Source organism: Granulicella sp. L56 (assembly GCF_009765835.1).
Taxonomy (GTDB): domain Bacteria; phylum Acidobacteriota; class Terriglobia; order Terriglobales; family Acidobacteriaceae; genus Edaphobacter.
In genome coordinates this window covers 1,052,805-1,072,853 of record NZ_LMUS01000001.1, presented here as the reverse complement: position 1 = coordinate 1,072,853, position 20,049 = coordinate 1,052,805, and the positions used below count along the sequence as shown (strand labels likewise).

General features: G+C 58.1%; 20 protein-coding genes. 18 read left to right on the top strand and 2 right to left on the bottom strand.

Translation table 11 applies throughout. The features are described from left to right. The first annotated feature begins 6 nt into the window (after nt 1–6). From hpf to GSQ81_RS04350, 7 genes are all read left to right on the top strand, one after another. A complete protein-coding gene (gene hpf, locus GSQ81_RS04380) occupies nt 7–642 on the top strand; it encodes a ribosome hibernation-promoting factor, HPF/YfiA family (RefSeq protein WP_158909465.1) in 636 nt (211 codons plus the stop codon). Nucleotides 643–685: 43 nt separating this feature from the next. Next, complete coding sequence (gene rapZ / locus GSQ81_RS04375) at nt 686–1,591, top strand: RNase adapter RapZ (protein WP_158909464.1); 906 nt, start codon at nt 686–688, stop codon at nt 1,589–1,591. Between the two features lie 109 nt (nt 1,592–1,700). Then, nucleotides 1,701–3,572, top strand: coding sequence for an ABC transporter ATP-binding protein (locus GSQ81_RS04370; protein WP_174237931.1), 1,872 nt, complete (start codon nt 1,701–1,703; stop codon nt 3,570–3,572). Continuing rightward, nucleotides 3,569–4,477, top strand: coding sequence for a YicC/YloC family endoribonuclease (locus GSQ81_RS04365; protein ID WP_158909463.1), 909 nt, complete (start codon nt 3,569–3,571; stop codon nt 4,475–4,477). Before GSQ81_RS04370 ends, GSQ81_RS04365 begins: the two co-directional genes overlap by 4 nt. Before the next feature lie 53 nt (nt 4,478–4,530). Further along, nucleotides 4,531–5,190, top strand: coding sequence for a guanylate kinase (gene gmk, locus GSQ81_RS04360; protein ID WP_158909462.1), 660 nt, complete (start codon nt 4,531–4,533; stop codon nt 5,188–5,190). Between the two features lie 76 nt (nt 5,191–5,266). Then, nucleotides 5,267–5,476, top strand: a complete 210-nt coding sequence (gene rpoZ, locus GSQ81_RS04355) for a DNA-directed RNA polymerase subunit omega (RefSeq protein ID WP_158909461.1) — start codon at nt 5,267–5,269, stop codon at nt 5,474–5,476. Between the two features lie 24 nt (nt 5,477–5,500). Further along, nucleotides 5,501–6,361, top strand: coding sequence for a uracil-DNA glycosylase (locus tag GSQ81_RS04350; protein ID WP_158909460.1), 861 nt, complete (start codon nt 5,501–5,503; stop codon nt 6,359–6,361). 16 nt (nt 6,362–6,377) lie between these two features. Here the strand turns inward: GSQ81_RS04350 and GSQ81_RS04345 are convergent, their stop codons facing one another. Continuing rightward, nucleotides 6,378–7,076 carry a ribonuclease T2 gene (locus GSQ81_RS04345; protein WP_158909459.1) on the bottom strand — a complete coding sequence of 233 codons (699 nt, stop codon included), beginning with the start codon at nt 7,074–7,076 and terminating at the stop codon, nt 6,378–6,380. Nucleotides 7,077–7,375: 299 nt separating this feature from the next. Between GSQ81_RS04345 and GSQ81_RS04340 the strand changes: the two genes are divergently transcribed. The 4 genes from GSQ81_RS04340 to priA all read left to right on the top strand — a co-directional run bounded on the left by GSQ81_RS04340 (nt 7,376) and on the right by priA (nt 13,337). Next, nucleotides 7,376–8,734: a Gfo/Idh/MocA family protein gene (locus GSQ81_RS04340; RefSeq protein WP_158909458.1), complete on the top strand. Its 1,359-nt coding sequence runs from the start codon at nt 7,376–7,378 to the stop codon at nt 8,732–8,734. A 21-nt stretch (nt 8,735–8,755) separates the two neighbouring features. Beyond that, nucleotides 8,756–10,060, top strand: coding sequence for a VCBS repeat-containing protein (locus tag GSQ81_RS04335; RefSeq protein ID WP_158909457.1), 1,305 nt, complete (start codon nt 8,756–8,758; stop codon nt 10,058–10,060). A 124-nt stretch (nt 10,061–10,184) separates the two neighbouring features. Further along, nucleotides 10,185–10,694, top strand: coding sequence for a hypothetical protein (locus tag GSQ81_RS04330; RefSeq protein ID WP_158909456.1), 510 nt, complete (start codon nt 10,185–10,187; stop codon nt 10,692–10,694). A 156-nt stretch (nt 10,695–10,850) separates the two neighbouring features. Then, complete coding sequence (priA, locus tag GSQ81_RS04325) at nt 10,851–13,337, top strand: primosomal protein N' (RefSeq protein WP_158909455.1); 2,487 nt, start codon at nt 10,851–10,853, stop codon at nt 13,335–13,337. A 17-nt stretch (nt 13,338–13,354) separates the two neighbouring features. On the opposite strand, the gene GSQ81_RS04320 is transcribed toward priA, so the two are convergent. Then, the gene (locus GSQ81_RS04320) at nt 13,355–13,624 is read right to left on the bottom strand and encodes an HU family DNA-binding protein (RefSeq protein WP_121472085.1); all 270 of its coding nucleotides are present in this window, start codon (nt 13,622–13,624) and stop codon (nt 13,355–13,357) included. A 230-nt stretch (nt 13,625–13,854) separates the two neighbouring features. On the opposite strand from GSQ81_RS04320, the gene dcd reads away from it, so the two are divergent. The 7 genes from dcd (at nt 13,855) to GSQ81_RS04285 (ending at nt 19,903) form a co-directional block, all read left to right on the top strand. Next, nucleotides 13,855–14,409 (top strand): dCTP deaminase, encoded by a 555-nt coding sequence (gene dcd, locus GSQ81_RS04315; RefSeq protein ID WP_158909454.1) that lies wholly within the window; start codon nt 13,855–13,857, stop codon nt 14,407–14,409. A gap of 83 nt (nt 14,410–14,492) precedes the next feature. Beyond that, entirely contained in the window at nt 14,493–15,140 is a 648-nt protein-coding gene (locus tag GSQ81_RS04310) for a response regulator transcription factor (RefSeq protein WP_158909453.1), read from the top strand. 284 nt (nt 15,141–15,424) lie between these two features. Further along, the gene (locus GSQ81_RS04305) at nt 15,425–16,123 is read left to right on the top strand and encodes a lipid-binding SYLF domain-containing protein (RefSeq protein ID WP_158909452.1); all 699 of its coding nucleotides are present in this window, start codon (nt 15,425–15,427) and stop codon (nt 16,121–16,123) included. An 89-nt stretch (nt 16,124–16,212) separates the two neighbouring features. Beyond that, on the top strand, nt 16,213–17,154 hold the full coding sequence (locus GSQ81_RS04300; RefSeq protein WP_158909451.1) for a lysophospholipid acyltransferase family protein: 942 nt from the start codon (nt 16,213–16,215) through the stop codon (nt 17,152–17,154). Then, nucleotides 17,115–18,074: a UDP-3-O-(3-hydroxymyristoyl)glucosamine N-acyltransferase gene (lpxD, locus tag GSQ81_RS04295; protein WP_254059977.1), complete on the top strand. Its 960-nt coding sequence runs from the start codon at nt 17,115–17,117 to the stop codon at nt 18,072–18,074. Before GSQ81_RS04300 ends, lpxD begins: the two co-directional genes overlap by 40 nt. 137 nt (nt 18,075–18,211) lie before the next feature. Beyond that, nucleotides 18,212–18,829, top strand: coding sequence for a hypothetical protein (locus GSQ81_RS04290; protein WP_158909450.1), 618 nt, complete (start codon nt 18,212–18,214; stop codon nt 18,827–18,829). 354 nt (nt 18,830–19,183) lie between these two features. Further along, complete coding sequence (locus tag GSQ81_RS04285; RefSeq protein ID WP_158909449.1) at nt 19,184–19,903, top strand: TIGR03435 family protein; 720 nt, start codon at nt 19,184–19,186, stop codon at nt 19,901–19,903. Nucleotides 19,904–20,049: the final 146 nt, after the last annotated feature.

Here is a 20,049-nt window from a genome sequence, read left to right as displayed (position 1 = left end):
ATCGATATGGATGTTGAGTACACGGGCAGACAGGCAACCATTACGAAGAAGTTGAAATTGCAGACCGAAGCGGGATTGGCCCGGATTGTAAAGATCCTCGGTAATGCAGGCAATGTGCATGTGATTTTGGCGACGGACAAGTATCGGCAGAAGGCCGAGGTGACGATCCAGACGAGAAACCAGAAGCTGGTCTCTGCCTGTGAATCGACCGAGATGGTGCTGGCCCTGCGCGATGCGCTGGTCAAGATCGAGCAGCAGGCGATTCGGCACAAGAAGAAAAAGATGACCATCAAGCGGCATGGAAAATCCGATACCGTGCCCGGCGGCAAGATCGCCGATCAACAGGATGAAGAGATGGTCGCGGCGAAGCCCGCCGCTGCCAAGACAGCAACGAAGAGTAGCTCGGGAAGGAAGGCTGTACCGATGCTGGTGCATTCGTTTCCGTCACACTCGCCTTTGACCGAGCCTCATGTTGCCCGTTCGACAGACGGGGTAGCGTTGCGGCCGATGACGCTGGAGGAAGCGGTGAAAGAGGCGGCGTTTCGCGATCGCGATGTCTTTGTGTTCCGCGATCATGGTGGCCAGGCGATGGTTCTCCACCGCAAGCGCGATGGGAAGATGGAGCTGATAGAGGTTCCGTAACGCAGCTTTTCTGGGAAATTCGTGGTGATGCTAGGATTTGTTCATGCCACGTAAGGTTGCTAAGAAGGCTGCGAAGAAGATATCGGATACGACTGGCAAAGGCGAGTTGGTGATCCTGACAGGATTGTCGGGATCGGGAAAACTCTCTGCGCTCAAGGCGTTTGAGGACCTTGGATATTACTCGGTGGATAATCTGCCGCTTGAACTTGTGCCCCAGTTTGCTGATCTGGTGCGTCAGTCCGCGGAGATTGAGCGAGCTGCGCTGGTGGTGGACGTGCGCGAGGGGATGCGGCTGGACGAGTTTCCTGCGATCCTCAAACGCGTGCGCAGGGCGCTCCCAACACGGGTGATGTTTTTGGAGGCGAACGAGGACGCATTGATCCGGCGCTTCTCGGAGACGCGGCGGCCGCATCCGATGGGGAGGACGAATACGGTGGTCAAGTCGATCCGCGCAGAGCGGAAGCGTCTGGATCCGATTCGTAACGTCGCAGACATTGTGCTCGACACGACGAAGTTCAACGTGCATGAACTTCGCGCACATATTAACGCGCAGTTTCAGCGGGAAGAGAGCGATCAAAATCTGACGATCTCTTCCGCCAGCTTCGGCTTTAAGAATGGCGTGCCTTCAGAGGCTGATCTTGTATTCGACGTGCGTTTTTTGCCAAACCCACATTTCGTGCCGGAGTTTCGCAAGCTGACGGGAAAACACCCCAAGGTGGCAAAGTATGTCCGGCAGTTTCCGCAGACGGCGGAGTTTCTCGATAAGACGATGGACATGCTGAAATTTCTTTTGCCGCACTACATCAAGGAAGGCAAGAGCTATCTCACGGTGGCGTTTGGGTGTACGGGTGGCCAGCACCGGTCGGTGTTTATCGCCGAAGAGATGAAGAAGCGGCTGACCGCTGCGGGCTATCGGGTAAAGACGGCGCATCGGGATATGCCGCGCTAAAAAGAGATCGTCGGTTGGGGATAAAAGAGATAGCCACTCGAAATAAATGAGACAGCCAATAGAATAGTGAGATGCCGAGCACGATGAAGATGACTGGGAGAGTGGCGGCGTGAGGCGCATCTGGCGATTGCTGCTCTATGTACGGCCTTATGCGCTGTACTCGCTGATCTCTGTAGCGCTGATGGCGGTTGTGGGCGCGATGACCGCGTTTCGATTGCTACTGGTTAAGCCGATCTTCGACAACGTATTGAGTCCGCTGGCATCGAGAAGAGTTCTGAACTTTCCCATCCCGCACACGGCCTGGACGCTCGATCTCAATTTTCTTGTTCCCAGCCATTTTCAAAATTCATGGACCATCGTTGCTTATGCGCTGGTCGTCTCTGCGTTGTTGAAGTCAGTCTGTGATTACGCGGGAACGTATCTGGTCAACTACGCCGGGTTCGGCATGATTACCGACCTGCGCAACGATCTCTACGATGCGATTCTGCGGCGCTCGGTCGCGTTCTTTCAGAAGCACAGCACCGGCACACTGCTCTCGACTTTGATCAACGACATTGAGCGTGTGCAGTATGCCATGTCGACGGTGTTGAGCGATTTTCTGCAACAACTCTTCACCTTGCTCTTCACCATTGCCGTAGTAGTTGTAGTCGGCGGCAAGCTGGCCTGGGTCCTGCTGCTGTTTGTCCCGATCGTCATCTCGTCAGCCCGACGCATTGGCCGCGGCGTGCGCCATACCACGCGCAAAGGACAGGATAAGCTGGCGGAAATCCAGAACATTCTTCACGAGACGATTACAGGTAATCGAATTGTGAAGGCCTTCGGAATGGAACTGTGGGAGACCGATCGCTTTCGCAAGGCGGCCACCCGCCTCTTTCAGGCAAACCTGAAATCGGTAAGTGTGCAGGCGATCAGTTCTCCTTTGATGGACGCGCTTGGATCGGTGGGAATCGCGCTCTTGCTGTATATGGGAAGGCAGCGAATTGTTCATGGTGGTATGACGGCCGGATCGTTTGTCACCTTTCTGATCGCAGTGTTTACGCTGTACGATCCGGTGCGAAAGTTCGCGCTCTTTTACAACAGCTTCCAGCAGGCGCTGGGAGCAAGCGAAGACATCTTCAAATTCATGGATGCGCAGGACGATGTGCAGGAGAAGAAACGGGCGCATGTTCTCAAGGGCTTCAGCAAGGAAGTTCGCTTTGAAGAGGTAGGCTTTGCCTATGAAAGCGACGGCGAAAAGACGCAGGTGCTACAGCACATTAACTTCTCGGTACGGCCCGGTGAGGTGCTTGCGTTTGTAGGGCCAAGCGGAGCGGGCAAATCATCCCTGGTGAACCTGATTCCACGCTTCTTCGATGTAAACGAAGGGCGGATATTGCTGGATGGATATGACCTGCGCGATGTGACCATCGTCTCGCTGCGAAAGCAGATTGGCAAGGTGACGCAGGAGACGGTGCTGTTCAACGACACGGTGCGCAATAACATCGCGTACGGCCAGCCGGACGTTCCCATCAGCAAGGTGGAAGAGGCGGCGCGCATGGCGCTGGCGCACGACTTCATCATGAAGATGCCCGAAGGCTACAACACGATGATCGGCGAGAAAGGCGTTCGCCTGAGCGGCGGCGAACGGCAGCGGCTGGCGATTGCACGAGCGATCCTGAAGAATGCGCCGATCTTGATTTTGGATGAGGCTACCTCCGCTTTGGACATGGAGAGCGAGCATCTGGTGCAGGCCGCGCTGGCGAACCTAATGCAAGGGCGGACGGTCTTCGTGATCGCACACAGGCTTTCGACGGTTCGCCGCGCGACGAGAATTGCAGTGATCGAGAATGGCCGCATTACTGAGATGGGGCCGCACGAAGAGCTGCTGCTGCAATCGGGAACGTACCGACGCCTTTATGATCTTCAATTCAGCGGAGATGATGTGAGTGGGCCGGGCAAGAACGAAGTTGTGCCTGCGGCGGATTTGGAAGGGATTGCATGAGCGCTGTGTATTCGATGACGGGGTATGCGAATCTGCGCGGCTCGGTGAGGGAGCAGCTTGGCTTTACGCTGACGATCAAGAGCGTGAACCACAGGTTTCTTGATCTGCAGTTTCGGCTGCCATCGTCCTGCGATGCGCTTGAGATTCAGTTGCGGCGCATGTTGAAGGAGAAGCTGCGGCGCGGTCATGTTGACGTGACCTTGCAACTGGAGCGGAAAGCAAACATTCAGATCCAGTTGAACGCAGGGTTGCTCGACGCTTACGTGAAGGCGTTTCGCGAGGCCTCCGCGTTGCATGGCCTGAGCAGCGAGCCGGACATGAATGCCATCCTGCGCCTTCCAGGCCTGATGAGCGCTGAGAGCAGCAGCGCCAGCGAAGAGGCGACGCAGGGACTCGATGAAGCAGTGCTGTCGCTGCTGGATGAGCTGGTAGGTAAGCTGAATGAGGTTCGCGCACAGGAAGGCGCAGCGCTGGCAGCCGAGTTGCGTGCGTCGATGTCGCGCCTGCTGACGTCTGCGAATGAGGTAGCGGAGTTGCGCAGCGGCGTGCGCGATGCTCTGTTCGAGCGGCTGCGCGCGCGGCTGGCAGAGTTGATGCAGTCCACTTCGGTGAGCGAAGAACGCCTGCTTGCTGAGGCCGCGGTGCTGGCTGAGAAGAGCGATGTTGATGAAGAGATCGTGCGCCTGCGCACTCATGTCGAACACTTTGTCGGGATATTGGACGCGGGTGGAGAGGTGGGCAAGCGGTTGGATTTTCTGTTGCAGGAGTTGAACCGCGAGGCGAATACGATGCTCTCGAAGACCAGCGGAGCGTCAGGTGGAAACAGCCTGCGGATTACCGAACTTGGCCTTGAGATGAAGGCGGAGATCGAGAAGGCGCGGGAGCAGGTTCAGAATCTGGAATAAAGAAACAAGCAGATAGACTGAATAGACATCGCGCAGGCAGGATTTTCAAACGAATGGCAGGCATACTCTTTATTATTTCGGCGCCCTCGGGGTCAGGGAAGTCAACGCTGGTGAGCCAGCTCAGGACGCTGGTTGCGGGTCTCGATTTTTCGATTTCGTATACGACGCGCACGCCTCGCGGATCGGAAGAGGATGGGCGCGAGTATCACTTCACCAGCCGCGAGGAGTTTGAGCGCATGGTTGCGGCGGGAGATTTTCTTGAGTGGGCCGAGGTCTTTGGCAACTACTACGGCACGGCGATGTCGGCGCTCGATCATGCACGCGAGGCGAGCAAAGACCTGTTGCTCGACATCGACGTGCAGGGCGCGGTGCAGGTGATGAAGAAGCTGCCGAAGGCGGTGTCGATCTTTATTCTGCCGCCGAGCCCGGAGGTGCTGGAGATGCGGCTGCGAAATCGTAGCGTGGCCGAGCACGTCACTTCTGAGGCGGTGATCGAAGGCAGGCTGGCCGAGGCGCGCAACGAGTTGAAGCGCATTGGCGACTACAAATATGCGCTGGTGAACGATGTGCTGGAGCAGGCCGTGGCCGAGATGCGGGCCGTTGTTTTGTTTGAACGCGGGGAGCGGAATGGGGTGCAGGCCGTAGCCGAAAGCTGCCGGACAAACGCCGCCTCCCAGCGCCTAAAGAGCGCGTTGCAGACTTTTGGAGCATAATGGTGGCACTATCCGATACAAGTTGTCTGGGACATTCGACCGTTCTGAGGTAAATTCTGTTTACGGGGTGAGACGCATGATGAATCAGAGTGCATTCCACAACAAATACAGCCTGGTCAAAGGCGCGGCACGACGGGCCCGCCAGTTGCAGTCCGGTGCTTCTCCGCTGATTGCCGCGAAGTCCACCAAGGCCTGCCGCGTGGCGCAGGACGAGATCGAACAGGGGCATGTGAAGTTCGTGCTGACGGAGAAACTGGTTGAGCCGACGCTCGATCGCGTAGTTTAGTCGCGCACACGATAGCATAGAGCCATGGCTGGAGATGCAGAGCAGCAACTGCGGGCGTATGTCGAATACTTCCGCGACATGGGGATTCATGACTTCTATCGCCGCGGAGAACCGGTTGCGATAGAGGCGATAGAGCCGGTTGCGGTTATCGCTGCTGCAGCAGAAACCTTGCCGGCGGTTTCGGAGCAGACGGTTGCCGCCGCCCCTGCTGCCGCGCCTTCGAGCCATGGTCTTCAGGAGCCGGTCATTCCCAAATTAATCAGCTTTGATGAACTTGCGCCGTTGCCTCAGAGTCCGATTCCGGTGGCAGGGCGAGAGGCCGCATTGCAGGCCATTCGCGACGAGATCGGCGATTGCACACGCTGCCCTCTGGCCTATGCCGGGCGACGCAATATTGTTTTTGGCGATGGCAATCCCGGCGCGCGGCTGATGTTTGTGGGCGAAGGACCGGGTGCGGATGAAGATGCCTCCGGTCTTCCTTTCGTGGGTAAGGCAGGGCAGTTGTTGAACAACATGATCGGAGCGATGGGGCTGAAACGCGAAGAGGTCTACATCGCCAACATCGTGAAGTGCAGGCCGCCAGCGAACCGCGTTCCCGAGCCGGCAGAGGCCAATACCTGCACGCAGTTTCTGGTGAGGCAGATCGATGTGGTACGGCCTGAGGTGATTGTGGCGCTGGGGGCGACGGCTGCGACCTATCTACTGGGCGTGAAGCAGTCGCTGGCCTCGCTGCGTGGAACGTGGCATAGCTGCCGTGGCGCAAAGGTGGCCGTGACTTATCATCCGGCGTTTCTGCTGCGCGATCCTCGGCAGAAGGGCGAGGCGTGGAAGGATTTGCAGAGGGTGATGGTGGAGATGGGGCTGAAGGCTCCAGCGAAGACATAGCCGAGCTGGAAGCCTGCTAATTGGCAGCCCCGCTTTGTGGAGGTACGATGCGCACAGAGTTGGCTCGGCAGCTTCGGATGGGGCCGCAGGCTATGGGCTGAAGAGTTTTGCTCATGCAGACTTCAATGGCGGTGAGGTAGTTATTGCCGCAGCTCAGCGCGAGACTCTCGCGTGGGAAAGACGGGTTGGCACTGGCGAAGAGGTCAAGGATTTGGTTCGGCGTCATGCTGATCTGGCGATCCAGCGTGGTGAGTTCCGTGGGGATGGCAATGCTCTGCACAGCTTGGCGGGCGAGGTTGAAGAAGGCATCAGGAGCGAGGCCGGAGCAGGTGCCGTGTGTCTTCCACTCGTGGCGCAGCAAGCCCGTGTCAGGGTAGATGTCGCTATAGACGGAGGGATCTCTTGGGCCGGATGCGTTGGAGCAGTTCTCGATGAAGGGGCCGGTGTTGTTCTGCGGCCAGAGACCGTGCAGGGTGAAGGCGCGGTGTTGCGTGCACTCGGCTGCGTTAGGGTGGCTGTAGCAAAACTCGGGTGACCACGACAAGTTGAGGAGGTAGTAGTCGAAGGGCTGGTTGGCGGATGTGGCTTGAGTGACCGATGCTTGCCGCGAGGACGATGCTCGTTGTATGTCAGACGAACGGGTTGGCGTCTGGGATGAGTTGCAGCCGAGCGAGAGAAAGAGCAGAAGGCAGATTGCGATGGACAGGTTCTTCATGGGCTTCGCCTCGGGTGCTGAACTGCATTGAGCTAAAGCTATCGATCGAATGCTAACGGTACACAAGGCAGCCGCGCGCTTCAAGAGTCGCGGTTCTTTTTCAGAGATTGCGAGAGGCATTGATTGACCTCGTATTGTGAGCGCGCGCGATCGATCAATAGAGAAATTGCTGTATATTTCAATGATGTTATCGCTAACATATTTTTGCAAATCACTGGACATCAGCGCCAGGATGACATAAGTTTTTTGTGTCCATCGAAAGACAAATCCTGTGTCGTGAAAAGAGATAGAAACCTGCTATGACGAGTCTGGACCGTAGAGCTTTTCTGAAGGCCGCTGGCGCTGGTATTGCCGCGGCTGGATCCGGGATGCACATGCTTGCACAAGCGCCGCGTGAAGCGGGTCAAACTGTATCTGCCAACGACCACATCCAGCTCGCGCTGATTGGCGCAGGGATTCAAGGCCAGGGCGATACGGGATGGGCGGTGCAAGTGCCGGGCGTGAAGCTGGTGGCGGTGGCGGATTGCTATGATGGCCGGCTGGCGCACTGCAAAGAGCTTTGGGGCAACGATTTATTTACGACGCGGGATTATCGCGAAATCCTGGTGCGCAAAGACATTGATGCCGTATTGATCGCCACTCCGGACCACTGGCATAAGCAGGCTGCGGTCGATGCGATGAACGCAGGCAAAGACGTCTATTGCGAAAAGCCGATGATTCACCTCTATTCAGATGGCCCCGAGATCATCGAGACAGCGCGGACGACCAAGCGGATCATTCAGATCGGCAGCCAGCGCGTCAGCTCCATCATTTATGCGAAGGCGAAGGAGCTGCTTGCCTCGGGCGCGATCGGCCAGTTGAACATGGTGACGGCGCGGTGGGACAGAAACTCCGCTATCGGCGCGTGGGACTATTCCGTTCCGCTCGATGCCAGCACGCAGACCTGCGACTGGCCGCGCTTTCAGGGAACGGCGGCCAAGATTCCCTGGAACCCGGAACACTTCTTCCAGTGGCGCAAGTGGAAGGCCTATGGCAGCGGCGTAGCTGGCGACCTGTTTGTCCATCTCTTCAGCGGGACGCACTTCATTACAGGCAGCCATGGACCGACGCGGGCGATGGCTACCGGAGGCATACGCTACTGGAAGGATGGGCGTGACGCGCCCGATGTGATGCTGGCGCTGTTTGACTATGCCGAAGGCTTCAACTTGAGCCTGCGCGTCAACTTCGTCGATGGCGGCGAGGAGAGCGAAGGTCTGCTTTTCACCGGCTCGGAAGGCACCATCGAGATTGCGGGCAACTCCGTCATCCTGAATCGCGTGCCGCGTGAGAAGGAGCCGGGCTATACCGTCAGCACCTTTACCAACGCGATGCAGAAGGAGTACATCGCGCAGTACCGGCAGAAGTATCCGCTGGAGCCCCTGACGACGATGCATCAGGTGGGAACGGAGCGGTTTGTTGCGCCGAGTGGATACAGCGACAGCTACGACCACTTCCACAACTTCTTCGACTCGGTGCGCACGCGCAAGCCGGTGGTGGAAGATGCGGTGTTCGGATTCCGCGCTGCCGGAGCGGCACTTCTCAGCAACCTGAGCATGGAGAAGGGCAACGTCGTTCATTGGAATCCCACCACCATGAAAATCGTAAACGCAGCTTCGTAAAGAAAGCCCCGGTACAGAATTATGAGAATCACTGCTCTTTCGCTCGCTGTTCTTCTTGTCATGGGTGCCGGCGTTGCTGCCCAGGCGCAGGACCCGGCTCACGCCACCGAATTTCGCAAGCCGACTCCGGGCAACGGACCGGACGGCAAGCCGCGGCTTGCGTTTCTGGCGCATCGGCTCGGCAACGATCATGCCGAGGGCATCAGCACGCTCGACATGAACGGCGACGGCTTCGACGATCTGTTGAGTGGAGCCTACTGGTATGAGAATCCCGGCCCGCATGGCGGCGATTGGAAGCAGCACCAGTACCGCACGGTAGGAACTCACAATGAGTTCGTCTCCGACTGCGGAGAGTGGACGATTGATGTGAACCATGACGGCGCGCCCGACGTGGTAACCACCGGATGGATCTCGAACGGCCTCTGGTGGTACGAGAACCCGAAGAAGCTGGGCGCAACGTGGCAGAAGCACTTCATCACCGACAGCTACGACACCGAAGGCGGCGCGTTTGCCGACATCAACGGCGACGGCAAGCCCGATGTCGCGCTCGCGCACTACAACCATTCAGGCGTCATCTGGGTCGACTTCTCCGGAGCAACACCGAAGGTGCATCACGTCGGCGGCAAGGAGCAGGACGGCCACGGCATCGGCATTGCCGATGTAAACGGAGACGGCAAAGCGGACATCCTCACGCCAACCGGATGGTTTCAGAACGTGGACGCCGACCATGACAAGTGGATTTGGCATCAGGACTGGCGTCTTGGCGATGCCGGGTTTCCGATTCTGGTCTACGACGTCAACAACGATGGCAAGCCCGACGTAATCTACGGGCAAGGACACAGCTATGGCGTCTATTGGCTTGAGCAAGGCGGCACGCCTGCACACCGGACGTGGACGCGGCACACCATCGACGAATCCTTCTCGCAGTCTCATGCACTGAAGCTGGTCGATCTCGATGGCAACGGCGTGCCGGTGTTGATTACGGGCAAGCGATATCGCGGGCACTCGGGCAACGATCCGGGGTCGTATGATCCCGTCGTCATCTATGCGTACAGAATCGATCGCAAGACCGGAACCTTTACGCGGACGGCCATTTCAGTCAATGGCACGGCGGGAATTGGAACGCAGATCATCGCGGAAGATCTGGATCACGATGGCGATATCGATCTTGCGACTGCGGGCAAGCTGGGCGTGCACTTCTTGGAAAATCTGAAGATTGCCACGAATGTTCCCAAGGCGACTCGCGAAGCGCAGCAGCCTATTGAGCGCAAATGGCCGTTCCCAGGCGAGGGCCAGGAAGTTCCGCAGGAGGAAAGCCCACGCTGATTTTGACAATGTAACCAGTAATAAACCCTCTCACCGGTTACAAGGATGCCCCTTGTAACCGGTGAAACGCGTTTAGGCGGTTACATGCTGGCGTGACAGCGTTGGATATGATTCACTTTTTGGCATGGCTAATGTACAAACTCGCCGCAACTTCCTCTGGACGGCCCCCCTCGCCGCCGCTGCTCTTCCTTTAACCGACACGCTGCTTCATGCGCAAGCGCCTGAGGCTGGAGAGGCTGCGACCTTCAAGGTGTTTCCGGCTGCGACGCTCGAAGGCATGGTGAAGAGCCTTGAAGAAGCACCCGCGGCGAAGGATCTGATTACAGCGAAGGTAGGCGTCTCCATCACGATCAGCGCGGAAGAAAAGAAGGCGGCGAAGGAGTTCGAGTATCACCAGCACCGCGACCACGTCTTCCAGGTGCTCGACGGCTCGACGCAGTACGAGCTTGGCGGTACACCGAAGAATGCGCGGCAGACCAAGCCGGGTGAGTGGCTTGCGCCCGAGTCCGAAGGACATACGACGATCACGCTGAATAAGGGCGACATGCTGGTGGTGCCAAGGATGACGCCACACAAGCGGACGACCGAGGGATCGGTGAGCTTGTTGCTGATCAACGCCACTTCGCCAGCGTAGTCCCTGCTAGCACAGCAAAATACAGGGGTCTCTCCGCTGCGGCGGCAAAAGCGCCGCCTTCGGTCGAGATGACGTGAGTCCTATTGCTTGGCGAGAACAGGCAACGGCAAAATCGTTGCCGCCGCAGAGTCTTCCCGCGTCCGCTAAGCTGGAGGGATGCCCTTGTTTTGCGATGTCGCTCTTCCGGTTCCGCTGGACCAGACCTTTACCTATGCGGTGAATGGTGTGACTCCCGTGGTGGGGGCACGGGTGCTGGTGCCGTTCAGCGGGCAACGGTTGATGGGGGTCGTGCTGCGGGTGCATGAGGATGCGCCTGCGGATGGATTTGAGATCAAGCCGGTGCAGCAGGTGCTGGATGACGCGGCCCTGCTGCCGGATGAGTTGATGAAGCTGGCGCAGTGGATTGCCTCGTACTATGTCGCTCCGCTGGGGGAGGTGCTGCGGGGCATGCTGCCGCTGGCCGCCGAGGTGAAGCGGCACTTTTTCTACAGGATCGCCGAGCAGGGGCGCAAGGTGCTCTACGAGGGCGCGGCGAAGGGATCTTCGCGGCGGTCGAAGCTGTCGCCCGAGGAGCAGAACCGCGAGTATGCGGTGCTGAACTATCTGGAGAGCGGCGAGCAGGCGAAGATGTCCGCGCTGCGGTCAGCTACGAGCGCGAATAAGGCGCTGCTCGAGGGAATGGTTCGCAAGAAGTGGCTGACCCGCGAGGCGGTGGCAGAGGAGCGCGATGCGCGGCGTCTGGAGAAGGTCGCGGTGCTGGTGACGGATGCGCGGCTGCCAAAGCTCAATGAGAATCAGACGGCGATTCTGGCGGAGCTGGCTGCGGTGGGTGGGCGGATGCCGGTGCGGGACCTGCGACAGACGCTGCCTGTGGTGCCGGACTCTACGCTGGCGACGCTGGTGAAGCGTGGGCTGGTGACGGTGGAAGAGGTCGCGGAAGATTTTCATATGGGTGGCGTTGGAGCGCATGGAAAGAAGCACGCGCATGAGCACGCCCTGAATGAAGCACAGATGGAGGCGCTGGGGACGATTGCGGCGGCGATGACGAAGGGCGGGTTTGCGCCGCATCTGCTGTATGGCGTGACCGGCTCGGGCAAGACGACTGTTTATTTTGCGGCGATGCAGCGTGCGCTCGATGCGGGAAAGTCCGCGTTGCTACTGGTGCCGGAGATTGGCTTGACGCCTGCGATGACGGGGCAGATGGTGGCAGCGTTCGGCAGCGAGGTGGCGCTATTGCACTCTCAGTTGACGCCCGATGAGCGTGCCGAGCAGTGGCACAGGATTCGGCGGGGCGAGGCGCGGATCGTGGTGGGAACGCGGTCGGCGGTGTTTGCGCCGATGGTGAATCTCGGCCTGATCATCGTCGATGAGGAGCACGACTCCAGCTACAAGCAGGAGGAGACACCACGCTACCATGGCCGCGATGTCGCCGTGATGCGAGCGAAGTTCAACGACGCGACGGTGGTGTTGGGATCGGCTACGCCATCGCTTGAGAGCTGGGCGAATGCGGAGAAGGGGCGCTATGTGCGCGTGGAGATGCGGCAGCGCGTCGCTGATCGCCCATTGCCTGCGGTGGAGCTGGTGGACATGCGCACAGAGTTCAAAGAGACGGGGCAGGAGCAGATTTTTTCGCGCCGATTGATTGAAGAGACGCAGGCGACGCTCGACCGCGGCGAGCAGGCGATTATTCTGCTGAACCGGCGCGGCTACTCGTTCGTGGTGATGTGCCGAAGCTGCGGCGACAAGGTGGAGTGCGAGAATTGCGCGATCTCGATGACGTATCACAAGCCGGTATCTGGCAATGATGCCATTGCGCAGCCGGGGCAGCGACTGGAGTGCCACTACTGCGGGTTTCGGCGGTCGGTGCCGAAGGTTTGTCCCAAGTGCGGGAGCGAGCACCTTTATTTTCTGGGTGCGGGATCGCAGCAGGGTGAGGAACGGTTGCAGGAGATCTTTCCGGCGGCGCGAATAGGCCGCATGGACCGCGATACGGTCCGAGGACGCAGCGATATGGAGCGGCTGCTATCACGGCTTCATGCGGGCGAGATCAACCTGCTGGTGGGCACGCAGATGATCGCCAAGGGGCATGACATTCATGGCGTGACGCTGGTTGGCGTGGTGGGTGCGGACTTTGCGCTGGGGCTGCCGGACTTTCGCGCGGCAGAGCGTGTGTTCCAGTTGCTGACGCAGGTCTCAGGAAGGGCGGGGCGCGGCGATCTGCGCGGCAAGGTGCTGGTGCAGACCTATCATCCGGACCACTATGCGATTCAGTTCGCGTCGCAGCATGACTATCCAGGGTTTGTGGCCAAGGAGATGAACTATCGGCGGTGGATGCACTATCCGCCCAACGCGGTGCTGGCCAATGTGGTGATCCAGAGCGAAAAGCTCGAAGAGGCGACGGGGTGGTCGTCTGCGCTGGGGCGGTGGTTCGAACAGACGCGGCTGGACAAGGTCCGCGTACTGGGACCTGCCGCCGCGCCGATCGTGCGGTTGAAGAGGATTTACCGGTACCACTTCGTGCTGAAGGCGGAGCAGCGAGGAACGCTGGGCGCGACCCTGCGGGCCATGCTGGCATTTGCCGAGACACAGGGGATTGCGCGCCGGAACCTGGTTGTCGACGTGGATGCCGTGCATCTGATGTGATGAGTCGGGGCCCTGTGCTACTCGAGCAGGTGAAGCTCTTTGCCGGGCTTGAAGCGGACGGCTTTTCCAGGGGCGATGGTGACTTCAGCGCCTGTTCTGGGATTGCGACCGATACCGGTTTTACGTGGTTTGACGGTGAAGACGCCGAAACCGCGCAGTTCGATGCGGTCGCCGGCAATCAGGTTTTGTTTCATGCTATCGAAGATGGCGTCGACGGCAGCCTCAGCTTTGGTCCGCGGGAGGCCGGTACGTTCAACAACCCTTTGTATAAGATCCTGCTTAATCATTTGGGGCCGCCGTCCTTTGGCTGTAATTTTTTATCAACACATTTTCTTTTAAAAATGACCGGGTTTAGTACCGTGATGTTAGAAAGTCGAAACGAGATTGTCAATGTAAGAACGCTACCGTAAGATGAAGAATCTAATGAGGCAACGGAAAGAGGGGCGTTTTTGGCCCTCGGTTTGCCGTACCTTAGGTTAAGAGACTCGAATCGGAAGACGAAGGGAAGCAGATTAGCGTGGCCATTAAAAGCGACCGCTGGATTCGCCAACAGGCGACCGAGCACGGCATGATTTCTCCGTTCAGCGAAAAACAGGTCCGCGAAGGCGTGATTTCGTATGGACTCTCGTCCTATGGGTACGACCTGCGGGTTTCGGACGAATTCAAGATATTCACCAACGTCAACAGTGCGATTATTGACCCTAAAGCGTTTGATGAACGGTCTTTTGTGACCGTCCAGTCCGACAGCGTCATCGTGCCGCCAAACTCGTTCGCGCTGGCCCGTTCGATTGAATATTTCAAGATCCCACGGGACGTTCTGACGATCTGCGTGGGCAAATCGACCTATGCGCGATGCGGAATCATCGTGAATGTGACCCCCTTCGAGCCGGAGTGGGAGGGGTATGTGACGCTGGAGATCTCGAACACGACTCCCCTGCCTGCGCGAATCTACGCCAATGAAGGGCTTTGCCAGATCCTCTTCTTCCAGTCCGACGAGGTCTGCGAGGTCAGCTACGCGGACCGCAAAGGAAAGTACCAGCATCAGCAGGGAATCGTTCTGCCGAAGCTGTAGATTGAGGCGATGGCTGAATTTTTCCCTGATGGCAACACCCACTGCCTGCCTGTAAACGTTGAGAAGTAGAGGCTTCAAGGGCGATGAAAGAGACAGCATCGGACGGACATCTGCGTATTGGATTGATCGCGACCGACCCATTGCGGATTATTGGCTTGCAGTCGATGTTTTCCGAGAGGGGGTTCGAGGTGATCGCCCTGTCGGTGCCGGGCGCGCTGGACGCATCCGGAGTGTCGCTGATTTTGATCGACGCTGCCTGCACGGACCACCTCTTTGAGCTGTTGGCCACGTTTCATCGGCGTCGCCCTCGCCTGCGGTTGATCGTGATTGGAGTGCAGGAGGACCACGAATATATCCAGCAGGTGATCGGCGCGGGGGCCAAGGGGTATTTGACCCATATGTCCAAAGAGAGCGAGATCCGGCTGGCAATCGAGATCGTACAGGACGATTCGCTGTGGGCTCCGAGGAAGGTGCTGGCACGGCTGCTGGAGTCGTCGGCGGCAGAGACGGCAAACACCGCGATCGGCAGCGCGCCGAAGTTTACTCAGCGCGAGGTGCAGGTGCTCCGCCTGCTGGTGACGGGCAGCCCGAACCGGGAGATTGCCCGCGTCCTGGGGATCGATGCCGTGACGGTCAAGGCCCACGTTGGCCGGATTATGCGGAAGGTCGGGGTGGCCAACCGGATCGCGCTTACGATTGAGACACTGAACAGAAATCTTTTGGAGAAGTAATTTATCTATTAACTAAATAGTTAACAATAACCGCTCAAAGGTATATAGACCTTCGTACCGTTGTGATGCCCGGGGATGTGATGCAGAGTGTCATAAGCAACACAGACCTGGGAGAGGGGTTGTAGAGAGCGTGTCAGGGGTGACCTTGGCGCTATCTCTACAACCCCCATTTTTTTTGTGTTGGTGCGGGCAACTCTGGTAAGGTACAACTCGGCTTTGGTTCTACCCATCTCACCGAACGTGGGCCACTAAAAAAAGTTTTGGAAAGTGAAAGGCAAAAAATTATGAAGCGGATTACAGCGATTGCATGTGGATTGGCCATGGTGGCAAGTTCTGTCTCGGCGTTTGCAGCGTCGGATAAGGCGAAGCTGGCGGAGCGGCTGACGGATGCACAGAACGTCGTACGGCAGATTATGGCGACCCCGGACAAGGGCATACCGCAGAGCATTCTCGCGGGCGCATCCTGCGTGGTGGTGGTCCCCAGCTATAAGAAGGCGGCTTTCGTCGTCGGCGGCCAGTACGGTCAGGGTGTAGCTACCTGCCGCACGCCGCGCGGCTGGAGCGCTCCGGTATTTGTGCAGCTTGCCGGCGGCAGCTTCGGATTCCAGATCGGCGGACAGTCGACCGACCTCGTTCTGGTGGCGATGAACCAGCAGGGTCTTCAGGACATGCTGAAGAACAAGTTCAAGATCGGTGGCGATGCTGCTGCTTCGGCTGGCCCGGTTGGAAGAAATGCCCAGGCCGGAACGGACTGGAAGCTGAACGCTGAGTTCCTCACCTATTCGCGTAGCAAGGGACTCTTCGCCGGTATCAACCTGGATGGCACAGTGCTCTCGCAGAACCAGGACGACACCCGGACGATCTATGGCACGGACATTCCGTTCCAGACGATTCTGAAGGGCAACCAGGCAACGCCTCCCGAGGCGCGTCCGTTCGTGCGGACCGTGGCTCATTACTTCGTCGTCTCCAAGGCGAACCAGTAAGTTGTAAGCAGAGTTTTTCGAAGGGCGGCCAGATGGCCGCCCTTTGTTTTTGTGGGAACAAGAGTGCGACACGCTAGTAGACTGAATGCTTGAGCGAGGCTACACAGCGACAGTCACGACGGGAAGGAACGGCTCGGGAGTGGGCTGAGTTTTGCGTCGTCAGAGTATTTGTCGCGGTTTTAGGAATTCCTCCGCGATGGTTGGCGCGAAGGATGGGCGCGGGCATTGGATGGCTGGCGTTTAGCCTTTTAGGCCGGTTGCGCAAGGTGGGCCTGCGTAATCTTGAGCTGGCGTTTCCGGAGAAGAGCGCTTCGGAGCGCGAGACGGTTCTAAGGGCGGTCTATCGGAACCTGGGCTGTCTGCTGGCGGAGTTCTGCCAGATGCCGGATTACACCCCGGAGCGGGCGAGTGAGTTTATTCGCTATGACGGGTTGGAGAATTATTTAGCAGCGCGCGAGCGGGGTAAGGGCGTGCTGGTGCTGACCGGGCATCTCGGCGCGTGGGAGCTGTCGAGTTTCTATCATTCGCTGATGGGATATCCCATGGGGATGGTGATCCGGCGGCTGGACAATCCGTTGGTCGATGAGTTTGTGAATCGCATTCGCTGCCTGCATGGAAATCGGGTGATGCATAAGGATGACTTTGCGCGGGGGCTGATTGCTTCCATGCGCGCAGGGCAGACGGTCGGGATTTTGATGGATACGAATATGACGCCGCCGCAGGGTGTCTTTGTGCCGTTTTTCGGGGTTGAGGCCTGCACGGCTTCGGGAATGGCGCGGATTGCGTTGAAGACGGGCGCGGCGGTGGTGCCGGGATTCCTTCTGTGGGAGCCTCGGGAAAAGAAATATATCCTGCGGTTCGGAGCGGAGTTGAATCTGATTCGTACTGCGGACACGGAAGCGGATGCCGTGGCCAATACAGCGCTCTTTACCAGTGTGATTGAACAATATGTGCGGCAGTATCCGGAGCAGTGGTTGTGGATGCACCGGCGATGGAAGACGCGGCCTGCGGGCGAGGCGGGGATCTATTGATGGCGAAGATGAGCGAAGTTGCCGGTTGGGTCGGGGCTGATGCTCCTTCTGCGGATGGAGAGATCGTTGCGGTTTCGAGCGTCGAAGCGGCTGATGAGCGTACGGTGGTGTTTGCCGTCGATGCTGCGGCGCTGAAGGCCGCGCTGGGGTCGAAGGCCGGTGTGATTCTTGCTGGAAAAGCATTGAAGCTAGATGAGGCAGATGCAAGGGTTTGGCGGGTGGCTGATCCTAGATACGCATTTGCGATGATCGCTAAAAATTTGAAAGGGAAGGGCTTTGAGGCTGGGGTTCATGTTTCGGCTGTGGTGGGTGAGGGCGTTGAGATCGGCGATGGAACCAGCATCGGACCTCGGGTTGTGATTGGGGATGGAGTACAGATCGGCAGGGATTGCAATATTCTGGCCGGGGTTACGCTCTATCCAAAGACGGTGCTGGGAGATCGCGTCGTGGTGCAGGCGGGGGCAGTGCTGGGGGCTACCGGTTTTGGGTATGTGCGCCATGCGGAGACCAGCGAGTATGTGGTCTTTCCGCAACAGGGAAGTTTGTATGTGGAAGACGACGTTGAGATTGGGGCGAACACGACTATCGACCGGGGAGCGTTGGGGGAGACGCGGATCGGGCGCGGGACGAAGATCGACAACCTTGTACACATCGGGCATAACTGCGTGATCGGCAAGAACGTGATCATCGCAGCGCAGACGGGAATTTCGGGCTCGAGCGTGGTGGAGGATGGTGCGATTCTGGGCGGGCAGGTTGGGATTGGCGAACACGCCACGGTGGGCGCTGGGGTGATTCTGGGCGGAGGGGCTGGAGTGCTGAGCGGGAAGAAGATGCATGGCGCCGGCCAGGTCTTCTGGGGACGTCCGGCGCGGCCACTGAAGGAGTATCTTCGAGATCTGGCGCGGTTGCGGAAGGGCTGATTGGAGCAACCGGCGAAATACAAGGGCTTCTCCACTGCGCTCCGCTTGCACCCCAACGAGCAGGTGCGCTCGCCGGGGACCCCGCAGCTTCGGTCGAGATGACGTGGTTTTGTGGTGAGGGAGACAGTTGGAAGCCCATGGCGATTCTGGTTGTAGGCGGGCATAGCCGCAATATTGGCAAGACGAGCGTGGTCGCCGGATTGATCGCGGCGATGCCGGAGATGCACTGGACGGCGTTCAAGGTGACGCAGTTTGGGCATGGAGTGTGCTCGGCCAATGGAGAGCCTTGCGATTGCGAGACGGGCGACCATGCCGTCGCGGTGAGCGAGGAGCGGGATGGAGCCAGTGGGACCGATTCTGCGCGGTATCTGGCCGCGGGTGCGGTGCGTTCGTTCTGGGTGCGGACAAGGCAGGGGCAGTTGTCAGAGGCGATGCCTCGGATTCGCAAGGAGCTTGAGCGGGTTGAGAATGCGGTGATCGAGTCGAATAGCATTCTGCGGTTTCTTCGGCCGGATATTTACCTGAGCGTGCTTGATCCGACGGTTGCGGATTTCAAGGATTCGGCGCGGCTCTATCTTGATCGGGCGGACGCTGTGCTGGTTCCAGAGGGAGTGCTGGGGCGACCGGAGTGGAAGGGTGTTTCGCTGAAGCTGGTGGAGGGGACTCCAGTGTTGGCGATGCGGCCTCCGGTATATGTAACCGAGGAAGTGGTGCGGTTTGTCGCGGATCGGCTGAAGGCAGAAGTCAGGCATTAGGCAGTGTCTGACGAATCCATTGGCTGCTGATGCTACCAGTAAAGAGGACATACCCCAGGGGCTGAAGCCCCGTTTTTTGTTGACTTTGAGAGACCCAAGGCTGAAGCCTTGGGCTACCCAGAAGCAATACGGATTCGTCAGACACTACCTAGTGCTTGTTACATCGCTGATGGCGATAGCACCAGCGAAGCGATACTGAATGCGATGTTGTAAGGGGGGAGCTTGATATCGAAAAGCATCGTACCTAATGGAGGCAAGCTTCTGCTGCTTGCGGGATGCATGTGTGTTTTTGTACCGATGATATCGTGCCAGGTATCCACGATGTCAGCGGAGACTGGCTCACAACCTGCGACCATGAAGATGCCTGCATTTGATGTCGCTACCATCAAGCCATCAGACCCGAACAGTGGAGGGGTGAGCGGGTTTTTATCCTACCCGGGCGGCCGGGTAGTCGTTGGGTTCACTACGTTGAAGACGCTGATTTCTTATGCGTTTGACGTTCAAAGTTTCCAGATCGCGGGCGGCCCACCGTGGATTGAGAAGAACCGGTACGATGTGGTGGCCTTGCCGCCGGCCTCTTCTGAATCGAGCAACCTGAAGCAGCCTCCGGAGAAAGCGACTCCTAGTGAAGAGCAGCGGAGGATGCTGCAAACGCTTCTGGTTCAACGATTCGACTTGAAGTTTCATCGAGAGACCAGAGAGGGCCGAGTCTATCTTCTGGTCAGGGGTAATAGAAAGCTCCAGATGGAAGATGCGAAAGATAAGGATAAGGATCCGCGGGGCGGAGTCTTTACGAAGCCGGGAGGAATCGCCGATGGCGAAGCGTTCGGCATCAATGTCTCGATGCCTTTCCTGGCGAGACAGTTGGCCTACGATCTGCAACGTCCTGTGGTGGATGAGACGGCCTTGAAAGGTTCATTCGATTTCTATCTCGAACCTTCCGATCCATCGAATCAAGACATTGCTTCGGCAATCTTCAACGCGATGCTGCGACTTGGACTCAAACTCAAAGCAGGCAAAGGCCCTGTTGAAACCATCGTAATTGACAGTGCGGCCATGCCGACGGAGAACTAGGCAGAAGCAAAAGCCTGCAAGATCAAATTAGAAAAGTGCGGGTTTGTTCGGTACAACTCGAGCGGCTCAACTTGTGGCGTGCAAAGTTTTGCACTTTAAATTGATTTAGAGTGATTCGTTGAGCTACGGTGCTAAGATTCGACTGG